Origin of the sequence: Nonomuraea fuscirosea, assembly GCF_035917475.1 — a bacterium.
GTDB lineage: Bacteria > Actinomycetota > Actinomycetes > Streptosporangiales > Streptosporangiaceae > Nonomuraea > Nonomuraea fuscirosea.
Genome location: NZ_CP109074.1, coordinates 11,536,033 through 11,556,222, shown reverse-complemented (window position 1 = coordinate 11,556,222; position 20,190 = coordinate 11,536,033). Strand labels below are relative to the sequence as shown.

The following is a 20,190-nucleotide window of genomic DNA, read 5'->3' as shown; positions in this document are numbered from 1 at the left end:
TCATGCGGGCTGTGCTGAACTAGAGGGGCACGCACCCTCACGGAAGGCATCGGATGGTCGAGAAGACCGGCCAGCCCGGCTACCTCCAGATAGCTGACGACCTACGCACGCAGATCAGAACGGGCTCACTCGCGCCCGGTGCTGCGCTGCCCTCGACCGCCCAGCTATGCAAGCGCTATGACGTCTCGGCCAGCGTGGTCAAGGCGGCCATCAGCGTGCTTCGTACTGAAGGACTGATCGTCGGCCAGCAGGGCAAGGGCGTGTTCGTTCGCGAAGATGCCGCGGCATCGGCATCAGAGGAAGAGCCGACCTCGTCGGAGGTCATGGAGCAGCTCGCTCAGATGCGGAGCACTCTGGCGACTCTCGGTGAGCGGATCGCCGAGTTGGAGAAGACCGTGTTCCAAGGGTCGAAGCGATCTCGCTGACCCGGCAGGCCAATTCTTCCATTTCAGACCGAATGGCCTGGAGTTCGTCCAGGATCCGCTGGTTTATGGTCACTTCGGCACCCCTTTTCAGGTCGGTCGTTACCCCGGTGGGATGCCGTTAGTTCATCGCGCATCGGCGCTGGTGAGTATCACAGAGCGTTAGCTAAGCTTCTTCACTGCTGCCTGCACGGCGGTTACACATCCGCTTACACATTGCCCGCTTCTCAAAGTGCGCAAAAGGATGCAATTGAAGACAATCCACCGCCCTGGATGGCAACCTCTGATCCTGCGCCAGCATCGCGAAGCACACGGGCTCACCCTCGAAGCCGCAGGTGACCAGCTTCGCCAGGTCGCCCATCGACATGGCCTGACCGCACCAGCCGCCAATTTCCAGACACTCTGGGCACACGAACAGGGATCGGTGTATCCCGGACCTCACTACCGAAGAGCTTATTGCCTCCTATACCAGGCAAATGAACCCACACTCGGTTTCCGCCTGGCACTTCCCGGCGAAATAACCGAAGTGGAAAATTCCATCTCGGATTTGCCCCAGCCCACCGATCCCGCCACCGATAATGCCGCCGCCCAGGTGATCGAACAAACTCTGCTCAAAGTCTCAGGAACCCCATCCAAGGCTGAGCAGAACGCACTTCTCAACCGCGTCGTGGATGCCTGGCGACGCCGCCACGGCAAGGGCAGCCCCAAGCCCATCCTCACGCTCGTCGGCGGCTACGCCGGATCAGGCAAGACGGAGTTCTCCCGGTTCCTGTCCGACATCACCGGCTGGGCCTTCCTGGACAAGGACTCCCTGACCCGCCCCATGGTCGAACGCCTGCTCATCTCCCTCGACGGTGACCCCCACGACCGGCATACCGAGCTGTACCTGCGCGAGGTCCGGCCGCTGGAGTACCGCTGCCTGATGGAGACCGCGTTCGACAACCTCAAAGTAGGCACCTCGGCCATCCTGACGGCCCCCTTCATCGCCGAGCTGAGCGATCCCGACTGGGTGTCGCGCCTGACCAACCGGTGCGCGGCCAGAGGCATCGACGTGGCCGTGGTGTGGGTGCGCTGCGACGCCGCATCCATGCGCGAGTACATCGAGTTCCGCGGCGCCCCCCGCGACGCCTGGAAAATCCAGAACTGGCAGGCGTACGTCAGCACCCTCAACATCGAGACCAGCCCACCCACCACACACATCACCGTCGACAACCGGCTCGGTGCCGCAATCAGCTTGGCCGACCAGACCCGTGAGACGCTGAAACGGATCCTGACATGATGGGCATCGTGCTGTACGGGCCGCCCGCCAGTGGCAAGAGCACTGCCACCGTCGCTCTCAGAAAGCTCGACCCGCGGTTCACGCTGGTGCGGAAGCTCAAGACGGGAAACCGGCGCGGTACCGAGTACGACTTCGTTAGCGCCGCAGAACTGGCCGCGCTGCGAGACGCCGGACGGCTCCTGGTCGAATCCCACCGCTACGGCAACACCTACGCCATCGATCGCCACCAGATCGATCAGCTCACCTCGACCGGACGGGTGCCGATCGTCCACCTGGGCAACATCGCCGACATCCACCGCTTGATCCAGGCCGCCCCATGGCTTACCGTCCTGCTCTGGGTTCCGCGTCAAGTCTGTGAGCAACGCTCCCGCCAGCGCGGCGACAACGACACACTCCACCGCCTCCAGGCATGGGACGAGACGCTGACCGACCTAGGCGCCAACGACGACGGCCTGTTCCACCACCGATTCCACACGGACCAGGCCAGTCCAGATGAGATCGCACACGTGATAGCAAGCAGGTTCTTCGAGAAGCGAGCAGTACCACTCGGTCAGCGTGCTTGACCAGTCAGGATCAGCAGCCACAGAGCCCGCGCGGCCCGTGCGGACATCCACTCACTCCCGAGGATGTCCGCACGATCTTCCGACCTGGGTTGCCGGATGAAACGAAAGCCGGCCGCAGGCGCGGGCCGAGAGGCCACCGCAGTAGGGGCGCTACGTGTGCGCGATCTGCGGGGCCGGCGCGTCGTCACCTCGCTTCTCCGCTCATGAGTTGCCGCCACAGCGCCTGAACCTCGGCGACTCTCACTCGCGGGCTCTCGGCGATGCCACATGGAGTGATCGAACGGTCGTATCTCCGGATGAAGCCCAGCCCGCCAGCTATGCACTGCTCGAAGACCAAGGACAGGCATTCACAGGTGTAGCCCCTCACCCGTGCTGGAAGCGGACGGTCCTGCACCTGGGTCCACCTCACCGGCACCGCGTCCGGACGAGGCGCAGCGGGGTGCATGCCGTGAAAGTCGAAATCATCTGCCACAGGGGATCACTGTCCTTCGCGTGACGAGCGATCACCAACGGAGTGCCGGGCGGCGCCTGCGGAGACCGCGATCGATGAACAGGCGCTGGTGAGCGACGAGCCATCTCCAGTCACAGCGTGCGCCCTCACGAGGAGCCATGCCGGGGCGCAGCTGCAAAACCCCATCCCGAGGGGCTCTGAACCATCGCTCACCAACGCCATACCGTGACTGTAGAAGGAAGCGAGAGAACCTGTCTACCCCTATAGGTACCGTGGGCTAGCCGCAGACCCCTATAGATACCGATAGATCCATAGAGGCGACTGAAGACCCGCGACGCCCCCTTTCTACGCTTAGCTCGTGATGGAGTTCGAGCCTGATCGGCCACGCTGGCAACAAATCGCCGAAGTTCTACGTCAACGCATCACCACCGGAGAGTACCCGCCAAAGCATCTTGTTTCGGAAGTTCAACTCGTCCAGGAGTTCGGCGTCGCCCGCGACACCATCCGCAAGGCGATCCGCCAGCTGCGCGACGAAGGCTTGATCTACACCGTCCCCAACCTCGGCAGCTTCGTTAGTCCACCTGCCCAAGCCACGTCCGGGGACGCCTGAGGCCGGCCATCTGTTCCCAGTCCGGACGTGCTGGTCATGCCGCTACAGGTCAGCCAACTAACAGCAAGGTCAACGGCTCGGCGGAGGCACAAGGTTGCAAGCCCAGCACAGAGCCGTCATGGCCATCATGACCCTGTCTAGTCCCATGAGATGCCTGACGTTTCTGTCCCAGGACATGGGCGACAGGTGATCTAGGAAACATGGTCGACCTTGTACGGCCGGTGCGCTTTGACGTTGCGGACCGGAAGGTCGGTGGTGCGATGCACCGTGCGCGGGCCCTCGTCCAGGTCGATGGTCAGCGTGGTGTCGCTGACGTGCACCGCGACGACCTGGCTGGCGTGCAGGCGGCCAAGGGAGACGGTCTGCCGGGCCACCATGATGACGCCGAAGGAGTTCGCACGCCGCTGCACCGTGATCGGCGAGCGCTCCGGGACAGGCGGCGGGCCGGCAGGGCGAGCACCACGCAGCATCAGGCACTTCTGCCAGATCAACGGGTTCGGCCGCGTGCGCAGCAGCTGCCGGGTGTCAGGGTCGAGGAACATCAGCGTCTTCTCCTCGATCCGGATGGTGACCCGGCGTCCGCCCAAGATCTCGGCGGCCAGTAGATAGCGGCCGGCCAGGCTGACCATGCCGTACTTGTTGACCGTCCGCTCCACTTCCACCACCGCGTCGTTCTCCGCCTGCGGCAGCGGCGACGGCCCTGCCGGGCGGCCACCGTCGGCGAACAGCCGGGCCAGGTCGCTGGTCGACAGGTGGGAGCGCAGGCTTTTGAGCCGCGCTCCCCCGACCAGCAGGTGGATCACGTTCACGTCCGCCCAGAAGGTGATCACCTGACCGGCGCGAGCCGGGCCGAGCCAGAACTGCTTGCCGGCCACCCCCAGGTTGCCGCTGGCCGGCACCACCCGATCGAACTCGATAGGCCCGCCCGGCCAGGACGCTGCCGATCTCGTCGGACGCCTGGCCACCTGCGTGCCCTCGTTACTGCCTTTCTGGCGCTCCGGCACCCGAGCAGCGGCGTCGGCGGCCGCATCGTCCGTGGCAGGTGCCGGGTCTGGCTGGGCGGTCAGGATCGCCGGCAGACGCAGCGGCAACATCTCCCGCTCGGCCTCGCTCACCGGCGTGAACCGGTCAGCAGGGACGGCCATGTCCAGGCTCTGATGCGGCCGGGCAGTGTTGTAATGCTCCACCCACGCATCCAGCGCCGCCTGGAACGCGGCCAGGTCCTCAAACGGGCCAGCGTCATCCAGCAGCTCGCGGCGCATGCTCTGATGGAAACGCTCCACCTTGCCCGTCGTCGTCGGCGAGCGCGGCTGAGTCAGCCGATGCACGATCGCGTTGTCCCGGCAGATCCGATCGAACAGCACCTCACCGCCATGGCCGAACCTCGCGGTGAACTGCTTGCCGTTGTCCGTCAGCACTTCGCCCGGCACCCCAAACGCCCGCAGCGCCTCGGTGAAGGCCAGGCAGACAGCCCTGCCGGTGGCCCGCACCACCGCTTTGGCGATCACACAGAAGCGGGAATGGTCGTCAACGCCGGTCACCACCTTCACCTCCCGCCCGTCGGCCAAGAACACGCCGCCGACGATGTCCAGCTGCCATAACTCCATCGGCGCCTCACGCTGCCAGCGACGGAAGACCCGCTTGCGCCGCCCCGCACCCGGCTCAATCAGCCCGTGACGCACCAGCGCTCGATACACCCCCATCCGCGACGGCGGCGGATCCACACCCCGGCGGCCGGCCTCATGCGCCAGCCGGACCGGACCCCACCGCGGATGCTGCCGCCGAAGCTCACACACCAGCACCTCCACCTCCGCCCGCATCTGTGACGGAGACGAATGAGGCCGCCGCGAGCGATCCACCAGCCCGCCCAGCCCCGACTCCCGATAACGCGACACCCACCCGGACAACGTCTGCCGCGCCAACCCCACCTCCCGGGCGACCTCGGTCACCGACGCGCCGGCCAGCACCGCCAGCACAGCCCGATACCGCTGCTCCACCACAGACATATCCACCAGGGCCAATCCCGGCCTCCCGACGCACGACGCCGCAACGACGCACGCCAGACTGGCCGATGACAGCACCTGTCGCCCATGTCCTGGGACTCATCCGTCAAGCATGTCCCGGGACAGCACACAGCCATCATGACCCGACGGATGAGAACTTTCTCTACGACTTCAAGGGCAGCCCGCCTGCGGCGGCCTGCCGCGCGTCTAGGCGGCCAGCGGGCCGCGCTGCGGCTCTCCGGCCGGTCGCGGCCCGCGCCGCCCACGCGCTAAGCCGTCATGCTGAACAGCCTAAAATAATCCAAGCACCTAACAGGCCAAGGCCGGACAGTAGCCGAACTCGCCACAGTTGGTGGCGATCAGAACACGCCTTCGGCGAGGATCTTCGGCCCCGAGGCGAGCACCTCGTGCGGGCGGCCTAATGGACTGGTCGAGGCGGACGTGATTACCTCGCACCTCATCGACCCAGGCAAGCTCAACAGGCTGGCTCCTCCACATCAAGCGCGGCCGTGACCGCAGGACAACAGATCACTCAGAAACGGCGGCCAGCGAATGTATGCGCGAAACCCAGGCTTGACACTGTATCTCCGGCCTGCCCCCGCTTCGCGGTGCGGTCCGACGGCATGCGAGATGATCAGGGGTCAGGCATTGGACGAGCGATCACACATGGGTTGCGCTGAGTAGAGGTCGCGTTTGCTTGCCGAGGGCAAGATAGCAAGTGGTATCTACTCCTACGGCCTAAATCGATGAGCAATGAGCAAGCAAAATGAGTGTCCTCAATGCGCATACCCTCTTGACGCAGGCTACTGCGCGAGGTGCCAAGAGAGGCCGAAGCATCCGCCGCCCCGCCTGCACTTTAAGGACGATGCTCTAAGGATTGGAACTGGAATGGGCCACTTCCACTCACTCGAGCCAGGCGAGATCGTTTCAAGAGCCGTTCGTCGTGTCAAGAGATATGAGTTTGAGGACGAGTGGAAGAATCAGACAATAAGCGATTCAGAAATTCGCCAAATGCTCAACAGAGGGGTGGAGACGACCACTGCGTTCATCGATCAGATATTCGAATTCCTTGTTGGCAGCCTTCTATTGTCGCCCGACGTACCAAAGATCGAAATAGAGCCCACAGAGTGGGAGGTCCATATCGCCGGAAAGGGATCAGCTCCACCTGAGCTTCGAGTTCGCGAAGGTGTGCATTTCGGCGCAATAGAGGCCGTGAAGAGCATCGTCGGCATTCTGCGTATTCTGCTGAACACGGTAGGCGTGACCACGATCACAAGGATCCCGCAAGAAATTGAGCGCCTTGTCAACATTATGCCAAGGTTTTCTGATACGGAACGCTTGGTATATGAGGCGGTGTATACTCACTGCGCATCCCTGGCAATCGTTAATTACGATATAAAAAGACTAAGCGAGCCGGGCGCAACGGGATACCTTGGGGGATATACCGAAACCATTATTCGTGACCTCGCTGGGCAACTGGACGGGGTGAAAGTTACCGAGACCCTTTATGAACTTGAGAAGCGCAAGGTACTTAGCCTACGGCGACATCGCTGGTATATCTCCCCATGACCAACTCCACCGCTCTTGTGTGCTGATGGCAACGTCGGCCATCAAATCCACATCGAGGGCAACTCCTCTGCTGGCACCCGACCAAATCGGCGCGACCGATGATTGCCACACCTGAATGTAGAAGGTCATGCTGCCGCGCCGCTTCCGGTGCTCGGGCCTGGTGGCCCTGCGCTCCGGGTCGGCTTGCCACCGGATACACGGGTTGCTGTGGTCTGCTGTACAGCAAGGAAGTGCAACAACGTCGCCTCGCATAGTCTGATCGTCTCGTACCGCGTCACACGGTTGAGCAGCAGCATCGGTCGAGATCACGGCCTTCCGCTTCACTCGAATTAAGGGCTCATCAGCGCCCCATGTCGGCTTCTTGGGAGCAAGTCGGCGTGGGCGGCCTTAATGATCGCGTTCGTCGGTGTTAGTCGATGATGACGTTGGCGCCGCCGTACTAGGGGTAGAGGGCTGAGCGCGTGCGCGTCAAAGGGCGCCAGCGATCTGCCCTCGCCGAGTACGACATCCGACACGGCCGATCTTTGCAGCATCATTGGCGCGCCACTCGTTCGCGAAGCCCGCGACCGCGGCGACCTCAAGGCCGAGTCTACGTTCACCCGCCTCACCGCGAACGGCGTCGCCTGGGCCGGCGACACCAAGGCTGCCTACGACGCGTTCATCCATTTGGTTGAGATGAGGGACTACAAGATTTGGCCCGGGAAACCTCCATTCTTCAAATACTCCGCTGCCCTGAGAAGAATTTTAGCATTATCCCGCATGAGCCCTAGAGCTTTGTTGCAATTCCCGCACAAGATACCTCTGATGCAACGACCGCAGGAGTTCGCGCCTGGGCAACATTCGTGGTCATGGTCAATGTGCGTATCCGGACCCCGACTTAATGTAACTCGACATATAGCACAAGAGCCGCCCTGCATCAGAACGAGATTTTCAAAGCGCTCTGCGGTAATGTTGTGACGCTGCAGAACTCGACACTTTCGGCAAAGTCGCCCTGCTCGCTGGCCGGGCCTACGCGAGATCCTCTGAACAGGATATTCTCCCGGATCTTTCCATCTTTCGCACAGACGGCACCGTACCCAACCATCATCCCTAACATGCTCTTCGTATGAGTTGAAAAGCGGATCGCCATGCTTACGGAACCGGCCTGCATGCATAGAGCAGTATCCGTAGCTATGACGAGGCTTTTCGCATCCTTCAACCTTGCAAAAGTTGATCTCCCCAGCTGTTCTGCGGGGACGCAGCTCCTGGCCTCGATATTGTTGCGAGTAATGTGCTCTACATAGGCCTTTCGCCACTTTCGCTTCCGTGCATCCTGGCTCTGTGCACGGCTCTTTCGATTTTCCCAAGCTAGAGCCAATCGGACGAAGCTCTTGACCTCTCCGTCTTTGGTAATTATGGGAGTCACAAAGTCCATTGGCATCATGAGGCCGGCCGCACCCAGGAAATGTGCAGACTCGAACCACAGTTACGGCCTTCAGCGGCCGCAACTCTTGGCCGCGGGCTTTCTGTGCATAATGACTTTTGCATAGTTTCGCTGAGTGGGCAGGCCGCTCGCAGGCAGGAAATATGCACGCTTCTACCGTGCCCTCCAGAGGCTGTAGCGGACGGCCAGCGCTCTTCTGCTGGGCATGCCCTTTACAGAGGCCTCGGGATGACGCCTCCCGCTGGCATGGCTCCATATCAGTGGCGATTTCTCGACCAAATATGCACAATTTGCCAGGATGCACTCTTCGCGCCGGGCGTAAGACCTTCCCATCCTTCACTTGCTTTGCATGCGCCTTGCAAAGCCAGACCATCATGCCGTTAAGCTCGTGACGCTCACGTGCTAAAATTTCACACTCTGGCCCTTCGCAAATACGTTCGCCCCGCTCTTTAGGTAGATCACGCGCACTGCTATCCACGTCTTCCTCCTCCCGTTCGAGTCCGGGATGATATAGCACCGCGCTGACATCTCCAGGTCCAGACGCACCGACGGGGGTGGGCGAGATTCGAACGGCCACGGTTTGTACAGCGGAAGATGTGGCCGCCGTCCAGAATCATGCGGCATCTGGGATGTCCTGATGCTGCTAGCCTGCAATCGCGTCAGGAACGCATGGGGCCTTCCGACAGATTACTCATGGCTATGCAATTCAGAATTTGTACGTTCGAAGTACGGAACCGCGCGCAATCGTATCCATGGTTTGTAGTGGATGTTTTGCATGACGGTATCAAGTGGGGCCAAGCCCCGTATCATGTTGCCGAGGTGCTCGGCCTCGCTGCCAGATGTCTTCCCGATGAGCGTGCGCTGGATCTCGCGTATCTGCTCGGCTTTGGTCTGGCTGAAATAGAGCCTGGTCGCAGTTGACCCTGCAATCTGGTCTGGCAGGTCTTTCGGGAACTGGGTTGCGATGATCACGCCCAGGCCGAACGCGCGGCCTTCCCGCATAAGCGGTTCGAGGAACGGGGAGTTCACCAGTCGCCATGCCTCGTCTAGGACAAGGAGCTGCTCCAGTCGGTGTGGCTGGGGCCGGCGGATCAGAAAACCGTAGAGAGCCATGAGGAAGAACTCCGCGACAGCGTTCTTCACCTGGTCTCCAGGGAGTTGGCTGAGCCGGACCACTGTCGGCTGGGTAAGCAGGTCATCCAGCCCCGACTGGACGTTGGCCTGGTTGAACAGCCCTAGATCGAAGACCGGCGAGAGTCGGCCGAGAAGAGTTGTCGCCCCCTCCCTGCGCAGGACATCGCCGATAGCCTCGAATGCCAGGTACTCCTGGTTTGCTGACGGCATGAACGGTCTGAAACCAACGCCAGATATCTCGTACGTCTCCTTCATTGCCTCGCGCAACTGGAACGCCTGCTGGTCGCCGAGTTTGTAGATCCGCTGGAGCATGTTGCCCAGTTCGTGGACATGAGCGATCGGGTTGGCCCGGCCCGTCTGTGGGTCAACGGGCGGGACCATGGGGTTAAAGGGCAAGGCACCGAAACTGGCGTCGTGAACTGTGAAGCCCTCCACCGCGGCATAGGCAGGACTGGAGTAGTCGTCCTTGAAGTCGAGGATCAACGCAGGAAGCCCTTGGGCTAGGAAGTCGTGCACGATCGCCTTCACTGCCTGGGTCTTACCACTTCCCGTCTCGCCCGAGATCGAGATGTGTGGGTTGTTCAGAGACTGATCCTGGTTCTGGGGATCGAACCAAACTTCCCTCGGCTGACCGTAGCCACTGTTGGCATTGCCTATGAACACCCTGGGGCGTTGGATGCTCTCAGCGAGATCGGGTCCCCTGGGCGACCTATCGCTCGTGGGGGCCTCTGGGCCTGCGGGGTGCTGCGGTCCCGGCGTTCCGCCTTCGTCAGGCTCGGTAGGTCCAGTTTCTCCCTCCGGCCCTTCTCCGCGAGGCGCGTCCGGGGGCAAGGTCAGCGCCTCCTCAAGAACCGGGACGCCCTTCTCATTCAGGTGTCGGAGAGTCACGGGCACAAGGATTTCCCCGTCAGCGGCCATGCACTCGCGCGTGGGCTCAAGGCTGGCGGTTGCCATTCCAAGCTGGACGTCCACGAGTTCGCACCGGAGAAGCACGCTAGGGCGTTCCGCGTCGAAGAGGTGGTGCGACATCCTCGCCCACCTCCCCTTGGTTCCTGCGTCATACCTGCCCTTGGAAAGTTCTCGGTATAGGTGCTCACGCAGTATCTCGCGCCTCGACGGCGTGACCAGCGCGTCAGGGGCTGAAGGGTCGAACACAGGGCGCAGTAGCCGGTGGGTTGACAAGACCTGATCAACCGCAGGCCCGGTCACCATTCCCCCAGCGACTGAATACTCGACGGACATGTCGCGCCGTGCCTTGACCTCGACGACCGTGACGATGAACTGGCTGTCCTTGCCGTCGATGACGAGGAGGTCAGCCCGCCGCCGATCCTCGTTAAGGTGAAGCCAGCGCTGTGCCTGATCGCCATCCAGGCTGAGGATAACCCTGTCGAAGCCGTCAGGTGCGGCGTCCTCCAGTGCCTTAACAGCCACCAGGAGCCCGAGGATACCCCTGATGTGCGCTGGGTCAGGCTCGCCGGTGCGCCCGGGGCGAAGCGAAAGGATGCCAGCGTCAAGGAGGTCACTAAGTGCTTCCAGGAGGCCGTCAAGTTCCTGGTCCGTGACGTAGGTGTTGAACTGGCGGACCTCGTCCCTGAGGATACGCCGGAATGCATGAGGCTCCCGGGCAAAGGCGGCGACAACTCTGGTTCGGTCCCGGTCTATGAAGACGCGCAAGCTGCCGAGTTGGAGGTCGCGGTCAACATGTCCGTCCGCGATGACGTACCACGGCACTATGGCTGCACCTTCAGCCATGCGTTCCCGCAGTTCGCGTGACTGGTGGATGGTGGGGTAGGAGACGACACTCGCACCCACCGCGAGCTTCGCAAACTGCGTGTAATCGGCAAGGATTCCGCCGAGGGCCGGCTCTAGGTCAAGGTTCCTCGTACTGATCCTGTAGACGAGGCGATGCCGGCTTGCGAGAGGCTGGATGCGGCCAGTTGGCGAGCCAGCATCGGTAGAGCGACGCTCGCTCTGATCGAAGACAACCAGCATGTGGGGCATACACCCGTCTGGGGGTGCCATGGTGCTAGGTCCAACGTGGAGGGTCTCAAAAGTGAAGCGGCGATCGGCGTGGTTGCCGAACCGCTGCTGGACACGCCGTTCCGCATCCGGGTAGAGGTTGAGTTCAGCCCCCGGGCCGTGCTTGCGTCTGAGGATCGTGACATGGGCGCCCCGGAGCCGCCCAGCATCCGCGAGTTCGCAGATCAGAGGGAGGAACGTGCTCGCAGCATCCGCTGGCGGGTCGAGCAACGCGAGACGAAGTCCCTCGACAGCCGACGGATGCAGCGAGATGAAGGCCTCGATTAGCTTGCTGATCTGCTTCAGCCCGTCCCTTGGATCGGGGACGGTTGCCCGCTCACTAAAGTATGCAAGTTCCGCGTACTTTCCTGCGTAGGTCAGGGTCAGGGGAGCGTTATCGGAGATGATCCGCGGCACTCCGATTGACGTCAGGAAGAACGGAACGCCGCGCAGTTCGAGTTCTGACCGGATGAGCTCACGGTCCCTCTGGCTCAATTGGATGCGCTGCTCGCTGATGACTGTGGCGTACTGGAAGTAGTGCCAGAGTACTAGCGGATGCAGCGGCGTGAGAAGCGCTACAAAGGTCTCCGTACTCCCGCCTGAATCACTGCTCCTCGAGAACACGGTGTCGATGAGCATGATGTGCTCAATCAGGGCGCGGGCGTCATCTCCCCATTCCTGGTGAAGTTCCGTATATGAGAACTGAATTGCCGCTAGCAGTTCTTGGTAGGCATCCACAACAGGCTGCAGGAGGGGCCTTGTCTCCTGTGCCGTGGCGAAGAGCAATGGCTGGGTGCAGAGTACGCCAATATGTGGCAGCAGCTGGCTGCGAGCCTGGTCGAAGCAGATGAAGGCCTGGCGGATGAGATCCAGGCCGGGGGACGACGCCTGAACGAACGCGTCGAGGTACTCCAGGATGGTCTCTCTCACCCACGGCTTGATGACGTCCGACTGCTGCTGGAAATTGCGTATGATCCCTGAGATCTCGGTACCATCGCCGCGGATCAACCCCCCGTACCTGCCGTCCCCAACCATCCTGTTCATGAAGTTCAGTACGTCCGTCTGGACTACAGCGTCGATGTGCTTCCCGCTCGGCAGTGTCACGCCGACCGGCTTGGGGCGGACCGACGAGTCGTCGACCTCTTCCTCCAGCCTCTCGCGGAATTCCACGACAGCCGTGTTGAGGGCCTCGTCAGACGTGTCCTCGACCTCATCCTCGTCTGGATCATTGTGGAGGAGGTTCGCTACGGCCAGATCAGTGAAGCTATCCACACGCGGAGGAGGAGTGGGCCGGGGAGGATCTGGTTCGTCCTGGCCTGACGCGTCCGTGGGTTGGTCTTCCGGTTTCTTGGGTGGCAGGACCGGCTTCGGTGCCGGAGGGATGGGCTTCGGCGTGGGCTTCTTAGCGCGCATCTTCAGCAGTTCCATGGCCTGCTCAGCCGTAAGGCTAAGTTGCCCCCCGCGACGATACTCCTGAAGGTCACGCAGTCGCCTGCGCAGATCCGCGCGCCTCGCAGGGTCCTTCTCCGCATTGAGCGCAGAATTCACTTTGGCGCGGTCTTCCTCGCTGAAATTGGCAAGCCGCAGAGCAAGCGAACGGTTCTCTTCGAGTCTCTGCCTGAGTTGGCTCCTCCTCGGATTGTCGAAGAACCCTGGATCTGGGAGTAGGCCCAGCCGGTTAATCTGCTGCGCCGACTGTTCTCTCACATCGTCACCGTCGAGGGGCTCAAGGGCAGTGTAGTAGTCAACGAGGTCAGAGAACGATATCTGCTCGTCCCTCCCGATCATGTCCCACCAGGACGGCAGTACCTCGTTGATCTCCTCGAACCTACCGATGGCCCGCCGGACCAGCATGGCGCGCAGTTGTGACGGGCCTATGGGCGCGAAGTCTTCCAGCGAGGTCAGCTTGGCGGCATCTTCCTCAGTGATCACCACGATGAGCGCATCGAGACCGTGAGTGTTGCGCCATTGCTCGGCCTGCTCCACTTTCGTCGTGAATACCGACTCGGGGATTCCTGCCCGCCGTGCAGCCTCATCCGCCTGCGGGTTGAGGAACGCGATCCGCAGGTCGACCTCCTCCTGGCTGCGGACGCTCTCAAGCTCGGCCAGGACGGCATCCACATCCAGGTGCGGCACGTCCCGAACCAAGACGCCGGGACGACCCACGGCTTCCGCTACCGCTCTGCCGACCAGCCACGCAACGAGAGATGTCTCGCTGAGTTGCGCCTGAATCATCGCCGTCCCTCATCAGTTGTCACGATTGTCCGGCCGTCTGCGTATGACTTCGCGAACCCGATGTCTAAGATGAGGTCGCGGAACGCCATGACGTTAGCGCGCAGGTCGTTCTCGTTCACTGACACCGACTTCTGGAGCGCACCCGTCGGTTGAAGGTCGCTGCGGCGGATTATCTCGAAGTCTGCTCTCCTTCCCACCACGATCCCGAAGGAATCCCGCAGGCGGTCCAGGAACACGTCGAAGTCGACCGGATCACCCGGAGCGACAGTGGCGGCTACGATGATCTCGGCGAATTCCGCGCTAGCCCCGTAGCGCTTGTGTTCCTTCCCTCCTCGTCCCCGGTCGTCGTAGGGAAGCAGATACCCGGCCCTGCGTCCGAGGTTTAGGAGCGCATGCCATGGGAGCCCCTTCCGTGAACTCGATCCCACCCCGCCGTCGTATCCGGCGACCCAGTAGGCTTCGGTAAGCGCGTCCAGCGAGTTACCACCGTGAAGGTGGGCGCTGTATTCGGCGCGTATCCTCGCCGTGTCGGAATTGTGCGGAAGGCCGGCTAGGTATGCCTCGGCGTCTCCGCCTTCGCATAAGGGCTCAAGTTCCACGCGGATGCGGTGGATGACGATCTGCTCGATGGCTCGGAGCGCGCCCTGGAGGGTGGCCGCCGATGCCTCTCTGAGGGAACGCCTACGCCCCTCGAACAGGTCGAGCAGGATCGGCGGACGCGGACCATAGCCAAGATGGTCGCTGCACCGCCGGATCATGTGGACGTGGAGCGTGAAGATACCAAACATGATGAGCCTGCGCAGGGTTGCCAACTTGGCTCCATGCAGTTCCTCGTATGCAGCGAGTTGTTCGAAGTGCCTTCGCAAGGTGCGGAGGGTTGGCGACTCCAACAGTCCACTGCTGTCCGTACCAAGCAGCGGACTCGCGCGCTGGGCGCGGTCCAGCGCTGCGCCTGTAAGCGGAAAGTCCCTTTCCGTCGCCACTCTCAGCAGCGGCCAGGCAATGGTGGTCCACGGATCGGTATCCTCCTCCAGGAGGGATTGGATCAGGATGGCCGCGGCCGGCTTGACCTGCGGCTGCCCTGCCCTGAGAAATGCGGCAATGAAGTCGCCCGCTCCGTTGTCGGAGAAATCGGAGCTGATCATCGTGCGGTGGGAAAGCGTGAATGAGGCCACGGTCGGATAGACCGCGTCGTCCGCGCCAAGTGTCTCGTTGGCAAGCGACCGGAATCGTGTCATCGCCTCGTCGGACGGGCGATTGCCGTGAACGTCTGAGAACATGTCGGGGTAGCGGTCAAGAATGTCGCTGTTGGGCATGCGCTCCTCTACCACGCCACCCTTCTGGTTCTTGACGTACTGGCGCATTACGCCTGCCAGGGGCTTGTGGTCAGATGAGACTCCGCAGAGCCTGCGATACAGGCCGTTGGCTACGTGCACCGGTTTCATGGAGGCGTTCGTCGGGATGAACCCGAATTCTTCCTCGTAAATCCGGCGCAGCAGCTCGCCCGGTGTCTCTATCTCTGTCACAGCGTATACCTCGGAGGATCTCTCCGGACCTGGACCTTGGCGATCACGCTGGTGTCCACGTTGCGGATCTCCAGTTCCGACAACTGCTTCGGATGATGGCGAGTGCGGTTTAGCTCATCGACAAATCGCGTAACCTTACGAGCCACGCTGCGCGACCACGTAGACCTGCCGAGCCCGACCGCCGCCTCCTGGAGTGTCAGAAACATCTCGCGGTCGACTAGCAGACGTGTCGGATGATCTTGATCGGGGTGGACTGTTAACGCAAACTGGTTAACCTGCCGCATTTCCTCCGGAAGCCATGCGGTTACCCATTCAGCGAAAGCTGGCCCTTCCACCATCATGACATCGCTCGTCTCGTGTGCCACGGCGACGAAGGCAGCCGGTGCCTGTACGTCATACCTATGACTCTGCCACAGAGTGAGCCTGGACGCCTCATCATCACTGCTGTCTGGCTGGTAGAAGCGGTTGACGGCCGTAATCATCTGGCGGACCAGTTGCGGATCGCCCTGGAGCCCCCCGTGAAGGACTTTATCGAATTCCTCTTCATCATGAGGGAGTGCGCGCAGTAGTGCTTCCCCGGCTGCATGCTCAAAGAAGAACCGCCGCTTAGCCGCCTTGAAGTACCGTCTGCGCTTCTCCTCGTCCTGGAATGAAGCCGCGGCGTGCGGGCGATCACCCGGGTTCAGCCAGTCTTCCGCTCTCGTTGTGCCGCGCCACAGATCTTCGTCGTACCTTGGATGAGTGACATTGGCAGGGTCGAAAGACTGCCTTAGTAGGTCGAAGATCGGCCCAACGCCCATTTCGAATGCAAGATTCGCGTAGAGGTATCGGCCAGTGTCGCGTTCCGCGATCCTTGCCACGGAGTCCGTACCGCCGGTAATGACGTAGGCAAAGAATCCCATCAATTGGCGCATCGTGACATGCTCGCCCCGCCGTGACGCTTGGGCGAGCAGAGAGGCCATCCGCTCGCTGACTCGGGCGGTGCGGAGCAGCGCGACATTGCCGGCTGCTGGGTCAGCATCGTCGATGCCATCTACGAAGCGGTCAGCGGTAAGCCTGCTGATTGCTGCCCGCGTTACACCGGAAGTGAGGATGTTTCTAAGGTTCAGATCGACCACGCGGACCCGGCCTCTGGCAGGGTCGGGCGGCAGCCGGTAGTAGACCGCCTCCTGAACTTGGCGGATCGCCTCCTCGACCGGCGTGAATCCTTGAACCCGGGCTGACCTTCGGAGTTCGAACAGAGGCCACTCGTTGATGGCGAGGATAAATGACCGACCGTTCTCTTCGCACGAGCGCCAGGCGGAGAGGACTTCCTCATCGGTGCATGCATTGGCATCTGCGATCACCACCGCCCCGAACTCATCCTGAAGACGCTCCCTCAACCGCTGAATGAGGAATGTCTTACCGTCTCCAGGGTTGCCAGTAATGATCAGTTGTCTGCCATCTCGGGCGCACTGGATGATGTAGTCGTCCAAGCCGAGATCGACGTGAACCCACTCCAGTTGTTCACTCGTAAGGCGGTCAGCGTAGCTGTTAGCGTTCCGGTACAGACGCTCTACGAACGAGATCGGCCCTGCGCTGTTGCGTACCTCCAGCGGAAGAGCCGCTACAGTTTCACTCCCATGGTGGCCATCGTGGAGGAAAGTGCTGAGATCGCTGCTTACCTTGCTGAGTAGCATGTCGTCTCTCCGGGCCTGACGTAGGTTGTCGCTGAGCCCTGACTGCTGCAAGCGGTTCTTCAACCATCGCTGTGCCCAGTGCCTGGCGATAGCCCTCGTCGTTTCCTCGCCCGTTCCGGCGAGAGGGAGGACGTAATCCGGCTCGCGGGTAAGGCCGATCAGCAAGTCTTCCGCGTTCCGCACCAAAGGCACTGCGTAGAGCAGCCGCGGCGCATGGTGGCGAAGGTACTCGTCTGGCCGGAGCCCGAGTGCCTCCAGGCCGAGGCGAAGGGACCGCAGCTTGGGGCTTATCCCTTCCCCGAAGAGGTGGTTTACCATGCGGCGATTGCTGTTGGCGACCCTGGCGGCAGCAGTAAGGTTCTCCGTGGTGTCCGATGCAAACTGGACAGTACCGAAGCTGTCAGTGGACCCCACTCGCTGGTACCGTATTTCGCCTTGCCTTCCGAGCATCTCGCCCGGTATCCGCACGCGGTTATATTGCGCGCTTCCGATCGCGTACAAGCTCGAGGTGGTAAGCACGGACAGCGCTGCCGCGCGGGTTACAGGAGCGCCTGCCATACCCGACGCGATGAGGCTGACCCGTCCCTCGTAGCGGTTCTTGACGTCAACAACCACTTGCGGGCTCGTCATGAGCATCGCCACCAGCTTGCCGCCGAGCAACTGGTTGTACGGGGCCACCGCACCGCACGTGATGAGTTCCATGACGTTCTCAGTGAGCGCCTGCTGCTTGATCCGGCGCAAGGCAGTTTCGACTGCCCGACGGCCCTGCTCGGTCTCAAGTAGTGCGACCATGCGCTGCGGATCTTGCTCCACGCCAGCATCCGCAAACGTCGCCAGGGTCCGATAGGCATCTGCGAGGCTCGCTGCGCGCTTGCGCCGGTACAGATGTGTGCGAGCGACGGCAATCCAGTCGACTTCTTCAGCGCGCCCAGCCTCGGTCAGGTCGTGCGCCCTGCGAGTCAGCCAATACTCTTCCGTGCGCTCATCGCCAGCTGCCTCCAGGTCGGCCCGCCGTGCGGCCATCGCATCAGCCTTAACCCGGTCAAGATAACGAACCGCATCGTGCATGGACATGCCGGAGAGTTCGAAGTCCTGGGCGTAGATGCGGGACACCTCATCTCGCATGAAACCAATGAGGTGGTGGACGAGGGTCCGCCTTTCCCCATCAGATGATGCGTTTAGCCGCCTGGCGAACGCCTGGACAGACCAGCCCAGCGCGTCATCACGCTTCGACAGGCCCAGGATGGCATTGCCCAGAGCGGCGATGCCGATCACCGGCCGGTTGGGGCCGGCGGCGTCTCGAATAAGGTAGTGAACGTTGCGTCCTGGCGTCTGCTGGTATGGGATGGACCACTGGAGTCGGGAGTACCGCCAGATGTCTTGCAGCTTGATCTTGGTGAAGGGGTCCTTGGCTTCGGGCGCCACGAGTTCGAGCACGGGGCGGATTGCATCTTCTTCAGCGCCTCCCGCCATGTCGGCGACTCGGGTAGCTAGTTCGGGCCCATCCGCGAATACCTGGCCAATGCCATTACGTTCCATGCGTGAGATGAATGACGCGACCGACGGCGACAGGAGTTGATCTGCAATTGCGAAGCGGAATGAGTTGCGTACTTCTGACTTGATCTCCGACGTGTCGCCACCGTCTGCCGACAGGTCCGGGGGAAGGATGTAAATGCCGTTATCGTCGCATCCGGGGGTCCAGCCTTGTGAGATCAGATCACGGAGGACCCGCAGAGTGGCCAGATATACGACGGTCGGTTGGACGCCTTCGTCGTTCACGGCCATGCCCTTGAGCTGCATCTTGTGCGCTTCTCCGACGTCAATGGATGCACGCACTCGTTTGATGCTGACCTCGCGGTGGCAACCTTCCAGATCTTGGACCAAGGCCTGCAAAGCCTGGTAGTAACCGAGCGTCAACTGCGGCCGGAAGCGCCGCGGCTCAAGGCCGGACTTACGCGTCTTGGCAGGGTTCGCGTGTGCCGCTTCGATACCGGTCATGCCCGTGGCACCGACATCCGACTGACATGATCGACGACACGCGTCACTCCATCAGTCGCCGAACATTGAGCATACCCGCCCGATGCCTGCAAGCTCTCCTCCTTGCCCTTCCTGCCGCTACCACACAAAATAGCCACTATTATAGTCAGTCTAGAACCAAACCGGCAGATTAATCTAGCACTTTTCCCGGTAAAATGCAGTCGTGACGCGCCAAATTTATAGGGCTGTTACGGGCAAAGGCCGACAGTTGGCTGACGCACAAATAGCTGCGTGATGTGGCCCGTAACCGCCCGAAGGCCTGCCCGCTCAAGCCCGCAAGCCTCGCTAGCCCCGCCCGACCGGATCGATCCGGAACCCAGCCGCCAGCAGGTGCCCCCGATCTGCGCCCAAAGACCGATCACCATGGCCCCGAACACGACGTCCGGCACGCCCAAAACCCACCCCTTCCGCGTGCCCGACTGAGCAGCCGCCTACTTCAGGCTCCGTAGCCCCAGCGAGGGCACCCGCGCCTTCGTCACGGACCCCGCCACTGAAACGATCGAACAACCCGGCATCCGGCAACCCCGGCAGTTCCGGGTCAGTCTGGCCGCCGCGACATTGTAGGAGAGTCCGTCGGGGAAGGTTGTACCCAGTGACCCCGCTCTGTTCAGATTCCTCGTGGAGACCCTGAAGGAGCGGGCCAGGCATTCGGGCCGGTCGCGCTCCACCTGCCCGCGGCCGAACTCGCCGCTTGCGCGCGCGTCACCATCGCACCAGCTCAACCCGTCACTTCCACTTGGCTTGCGATGGTCCAGGATGCTGCTTCGGCGTCTCGCGCCGAAGCAGGAACGCGGCCATGTCTTGGCCGGGCGGGCTCGATGGAGAAGTTTGCGTTCAGGTGTCCGGAATCGTCTGTCGGTTCTCATAGAGCACACCCTTGCAGACGGGGGCGACAAAAACAGGTATAAGTATCTGTGGTTGAGCGGTCGGCTTCTCTCAGTAGAGAGCCCTCTTTAGCTCGTTCGTCGAGACACCAGAGCTGGAGCGAAACGCTTTGCGGGTGTCCCCGAGTGGGCGCGGTGTGATCAACTGAGGGCCGATCTGCTCCGACAGCCGCTGAGCGTGGCCACGGTCTCGCTGCCAGGCCGGCGAGTAGCGCCCGCTGGGTCCCAGAGTGCAGCCGCCTCCCGGTCGGGGACCCGCTGAAGCCTAACCGCGCTTGGATTACTTTACGCAGCGCGGTTGCCCTCGCGACCGAGGCCAGGGATATGCGTGGGATGATCTTGCGCAATCCACACGC

Annotated in this window: 11 protein-coding genes; 5 read left to right on the top strand and 6 right to left on the bottom strand. The window is 61.9% G+C overall.

Translation table 11 applies throughout. The features are described from left to right. Nucleotides 1–53: 53 nt before the first annotated feature. The 4 genes from OIE67_RS53285 to OIE67_RS53270 all read left to right on the top strand — a co-directional run bounded on the left by OIE67_RS53285 (nucleotide 54) and on the right by OIE67_RS53270 (nucleotide 3,325). Nucleotides 54–425, top strand: coding sequence for a winged helix-turn-helix domain-containing protein (locus tag OIE67_RS53285; RefSeq protein WP_326634828.1), 372 nt, complete (start codon nucleotides 54–56; stop codon nucleotides 423–425). 247 nt (nucleotides 426–672) lie between these two features. Further along, complete coding sequence (locus OIE67_RS53280; RefSeq protein WP_407674817.1) at nucleotides 673–1,701, top strand: AAA family ATPase; 1,029 nt, start codon at nucleotides 673–675, stop codon at nucleotides 1,699–1,701. Beyond that, the gene (locus OIE67_RS53275) at nucleotides 1,698–2,264 is read left to right on the top strand and encodes a nucleoside/nucleotide kinase family protein (protein ID WP_326634826.1); all 567 of its coding nucleotides are present in this window, start codon (nucleotides 1,698–1,700) and stop codon (nucleotides 2,262–2,264) included. Before OIE67_RS53280 ends, OIE67_RS53275 begins: the two co-directional genes overlap by 4 nt. An 812-nt stretch (nucleotides 2,265–3,076) precedes the next feature. Next, on the top strand, nucleotides 3,077–3,325 hold the full coding sequence (locus tag OIE67_RS53270; RefSeq protein ID WP_245956714.1) for a GntR family transcriptional regulator: 249 nt from the start codon (nucleotides 3,077–3,079) through the stop codon (nucleotides 3,323–3,325). 191 nt (nucleotides 3,326–3,516) lie between these two features. Here OIE67_RS53270 and OIE67_RS53265 read toward each other — a convergent pair whose 3' ends face one another. Continuing rightward, nucleotides 3,517–5,331, bottom strand: coding sequence for an IS481 family transposase (locus OIE67_RS53265; RefSeq protein WP_407674941.1), 1,815 nt, complete (start codon nucleotides 5,329–5,331; stop codon nucleotides 3,517–3,519). Between the two features lie 885 nt (nucleotides 5,332–6,216). Here OIE67_RS53265 and OIE67_RS53260 point away from each other — a divergent pair. After that, entirely contained in the window at nucleotides 6,217–6,897 is a 681-nt protein-coding gene (locus OIE67_RS53260; protein ID WP_326634825.1) for a hypothetical protein, read from the top strand. 683 nt (nucleotides 6,898–7,580) lie between these two features. Here OIE67_RS53260 and OIE67_RS55710 read toward each other — a convergent pair. The 5 genes from OIE67_RS55710 to OIE67_RS53240 all read right to left on the bottom strand — a co-directional run bounded on the left by OIE67_RS55710 (nucleotide 7,581) and on the right by OIE67_RS53240 (nucleotide 18,911). After that, nucleotides 7,581–7,814 carry an endonuclease domain-containing protein gene (locus OIE67_RS55710; protein WP_407674816.1) on the bottom strand — a complete coding sequence of 78 codons (234 nt, stop codon included), beginning with the start codon at nucleotides 7,812–7,814 and terminating at the stop codon, nucleotides 7,581–7,583. Beyond that, entirely contained in the window at nucleotides 7,814–8,311 is a 498-nt protein-coding gene (locus tag OIE67_RS53255; protein WP_326634824.1) for a hypothetical protein, read from the bottom strand. The genes OIE67_RS55710 and OIE67_RS53255 overlap by 1 nt, the downstream gene beginning before the upstream one ends. Nucleotides 8,312–9,007: 696 nt before the next feature. Then, nucleotides 9,008–13,708: an ATP-binding protein gene (locus tag OIE67_RS53250; protein ID WP_326634823.1), complete on the bottom strand. Its 4,701-nt coding sequence runs from the start codon at nucleotides 13,706–13,708 to the stop codon at nucleotides 9,008–9,010. Then, nucleotides 13,705–15,234 (bottom strand): hypothetical protein, encoded by a 1,530-nt coding sequence (locus tag OIE67_RS53245; protein WP_326634822.1) that lies wholly within the window; start codon nucleotides 15,232–15,234, stop codon nucleotides 13,705–13,707. The genes OIE67_RS53250 and OIE67_RS53245 overlap by 4 nt, the downstream gene beginning before the upstream one ends. After that, nucleotides 15,231–18,911 carry a Druantia anti-phage system protein DruA gene (locus OIE67_RS53240; protein WP_326634821.1) on the bottom strand — a complete coding sequence of 1,227 codons (3,681 nt, stop codon included), beginning with the start codon at nucleotides 18,909–18,911 and terminating at the stop codon, nucleotides 15,231–15,233. Before OIE67_RS53240 ends, OIE67_RS53245 begins: the two co-directional genes overlap by 4 nt. Between the last annotated feature and the right edge of the window lie 1,279 nt (nucleotides 18,912–20,190).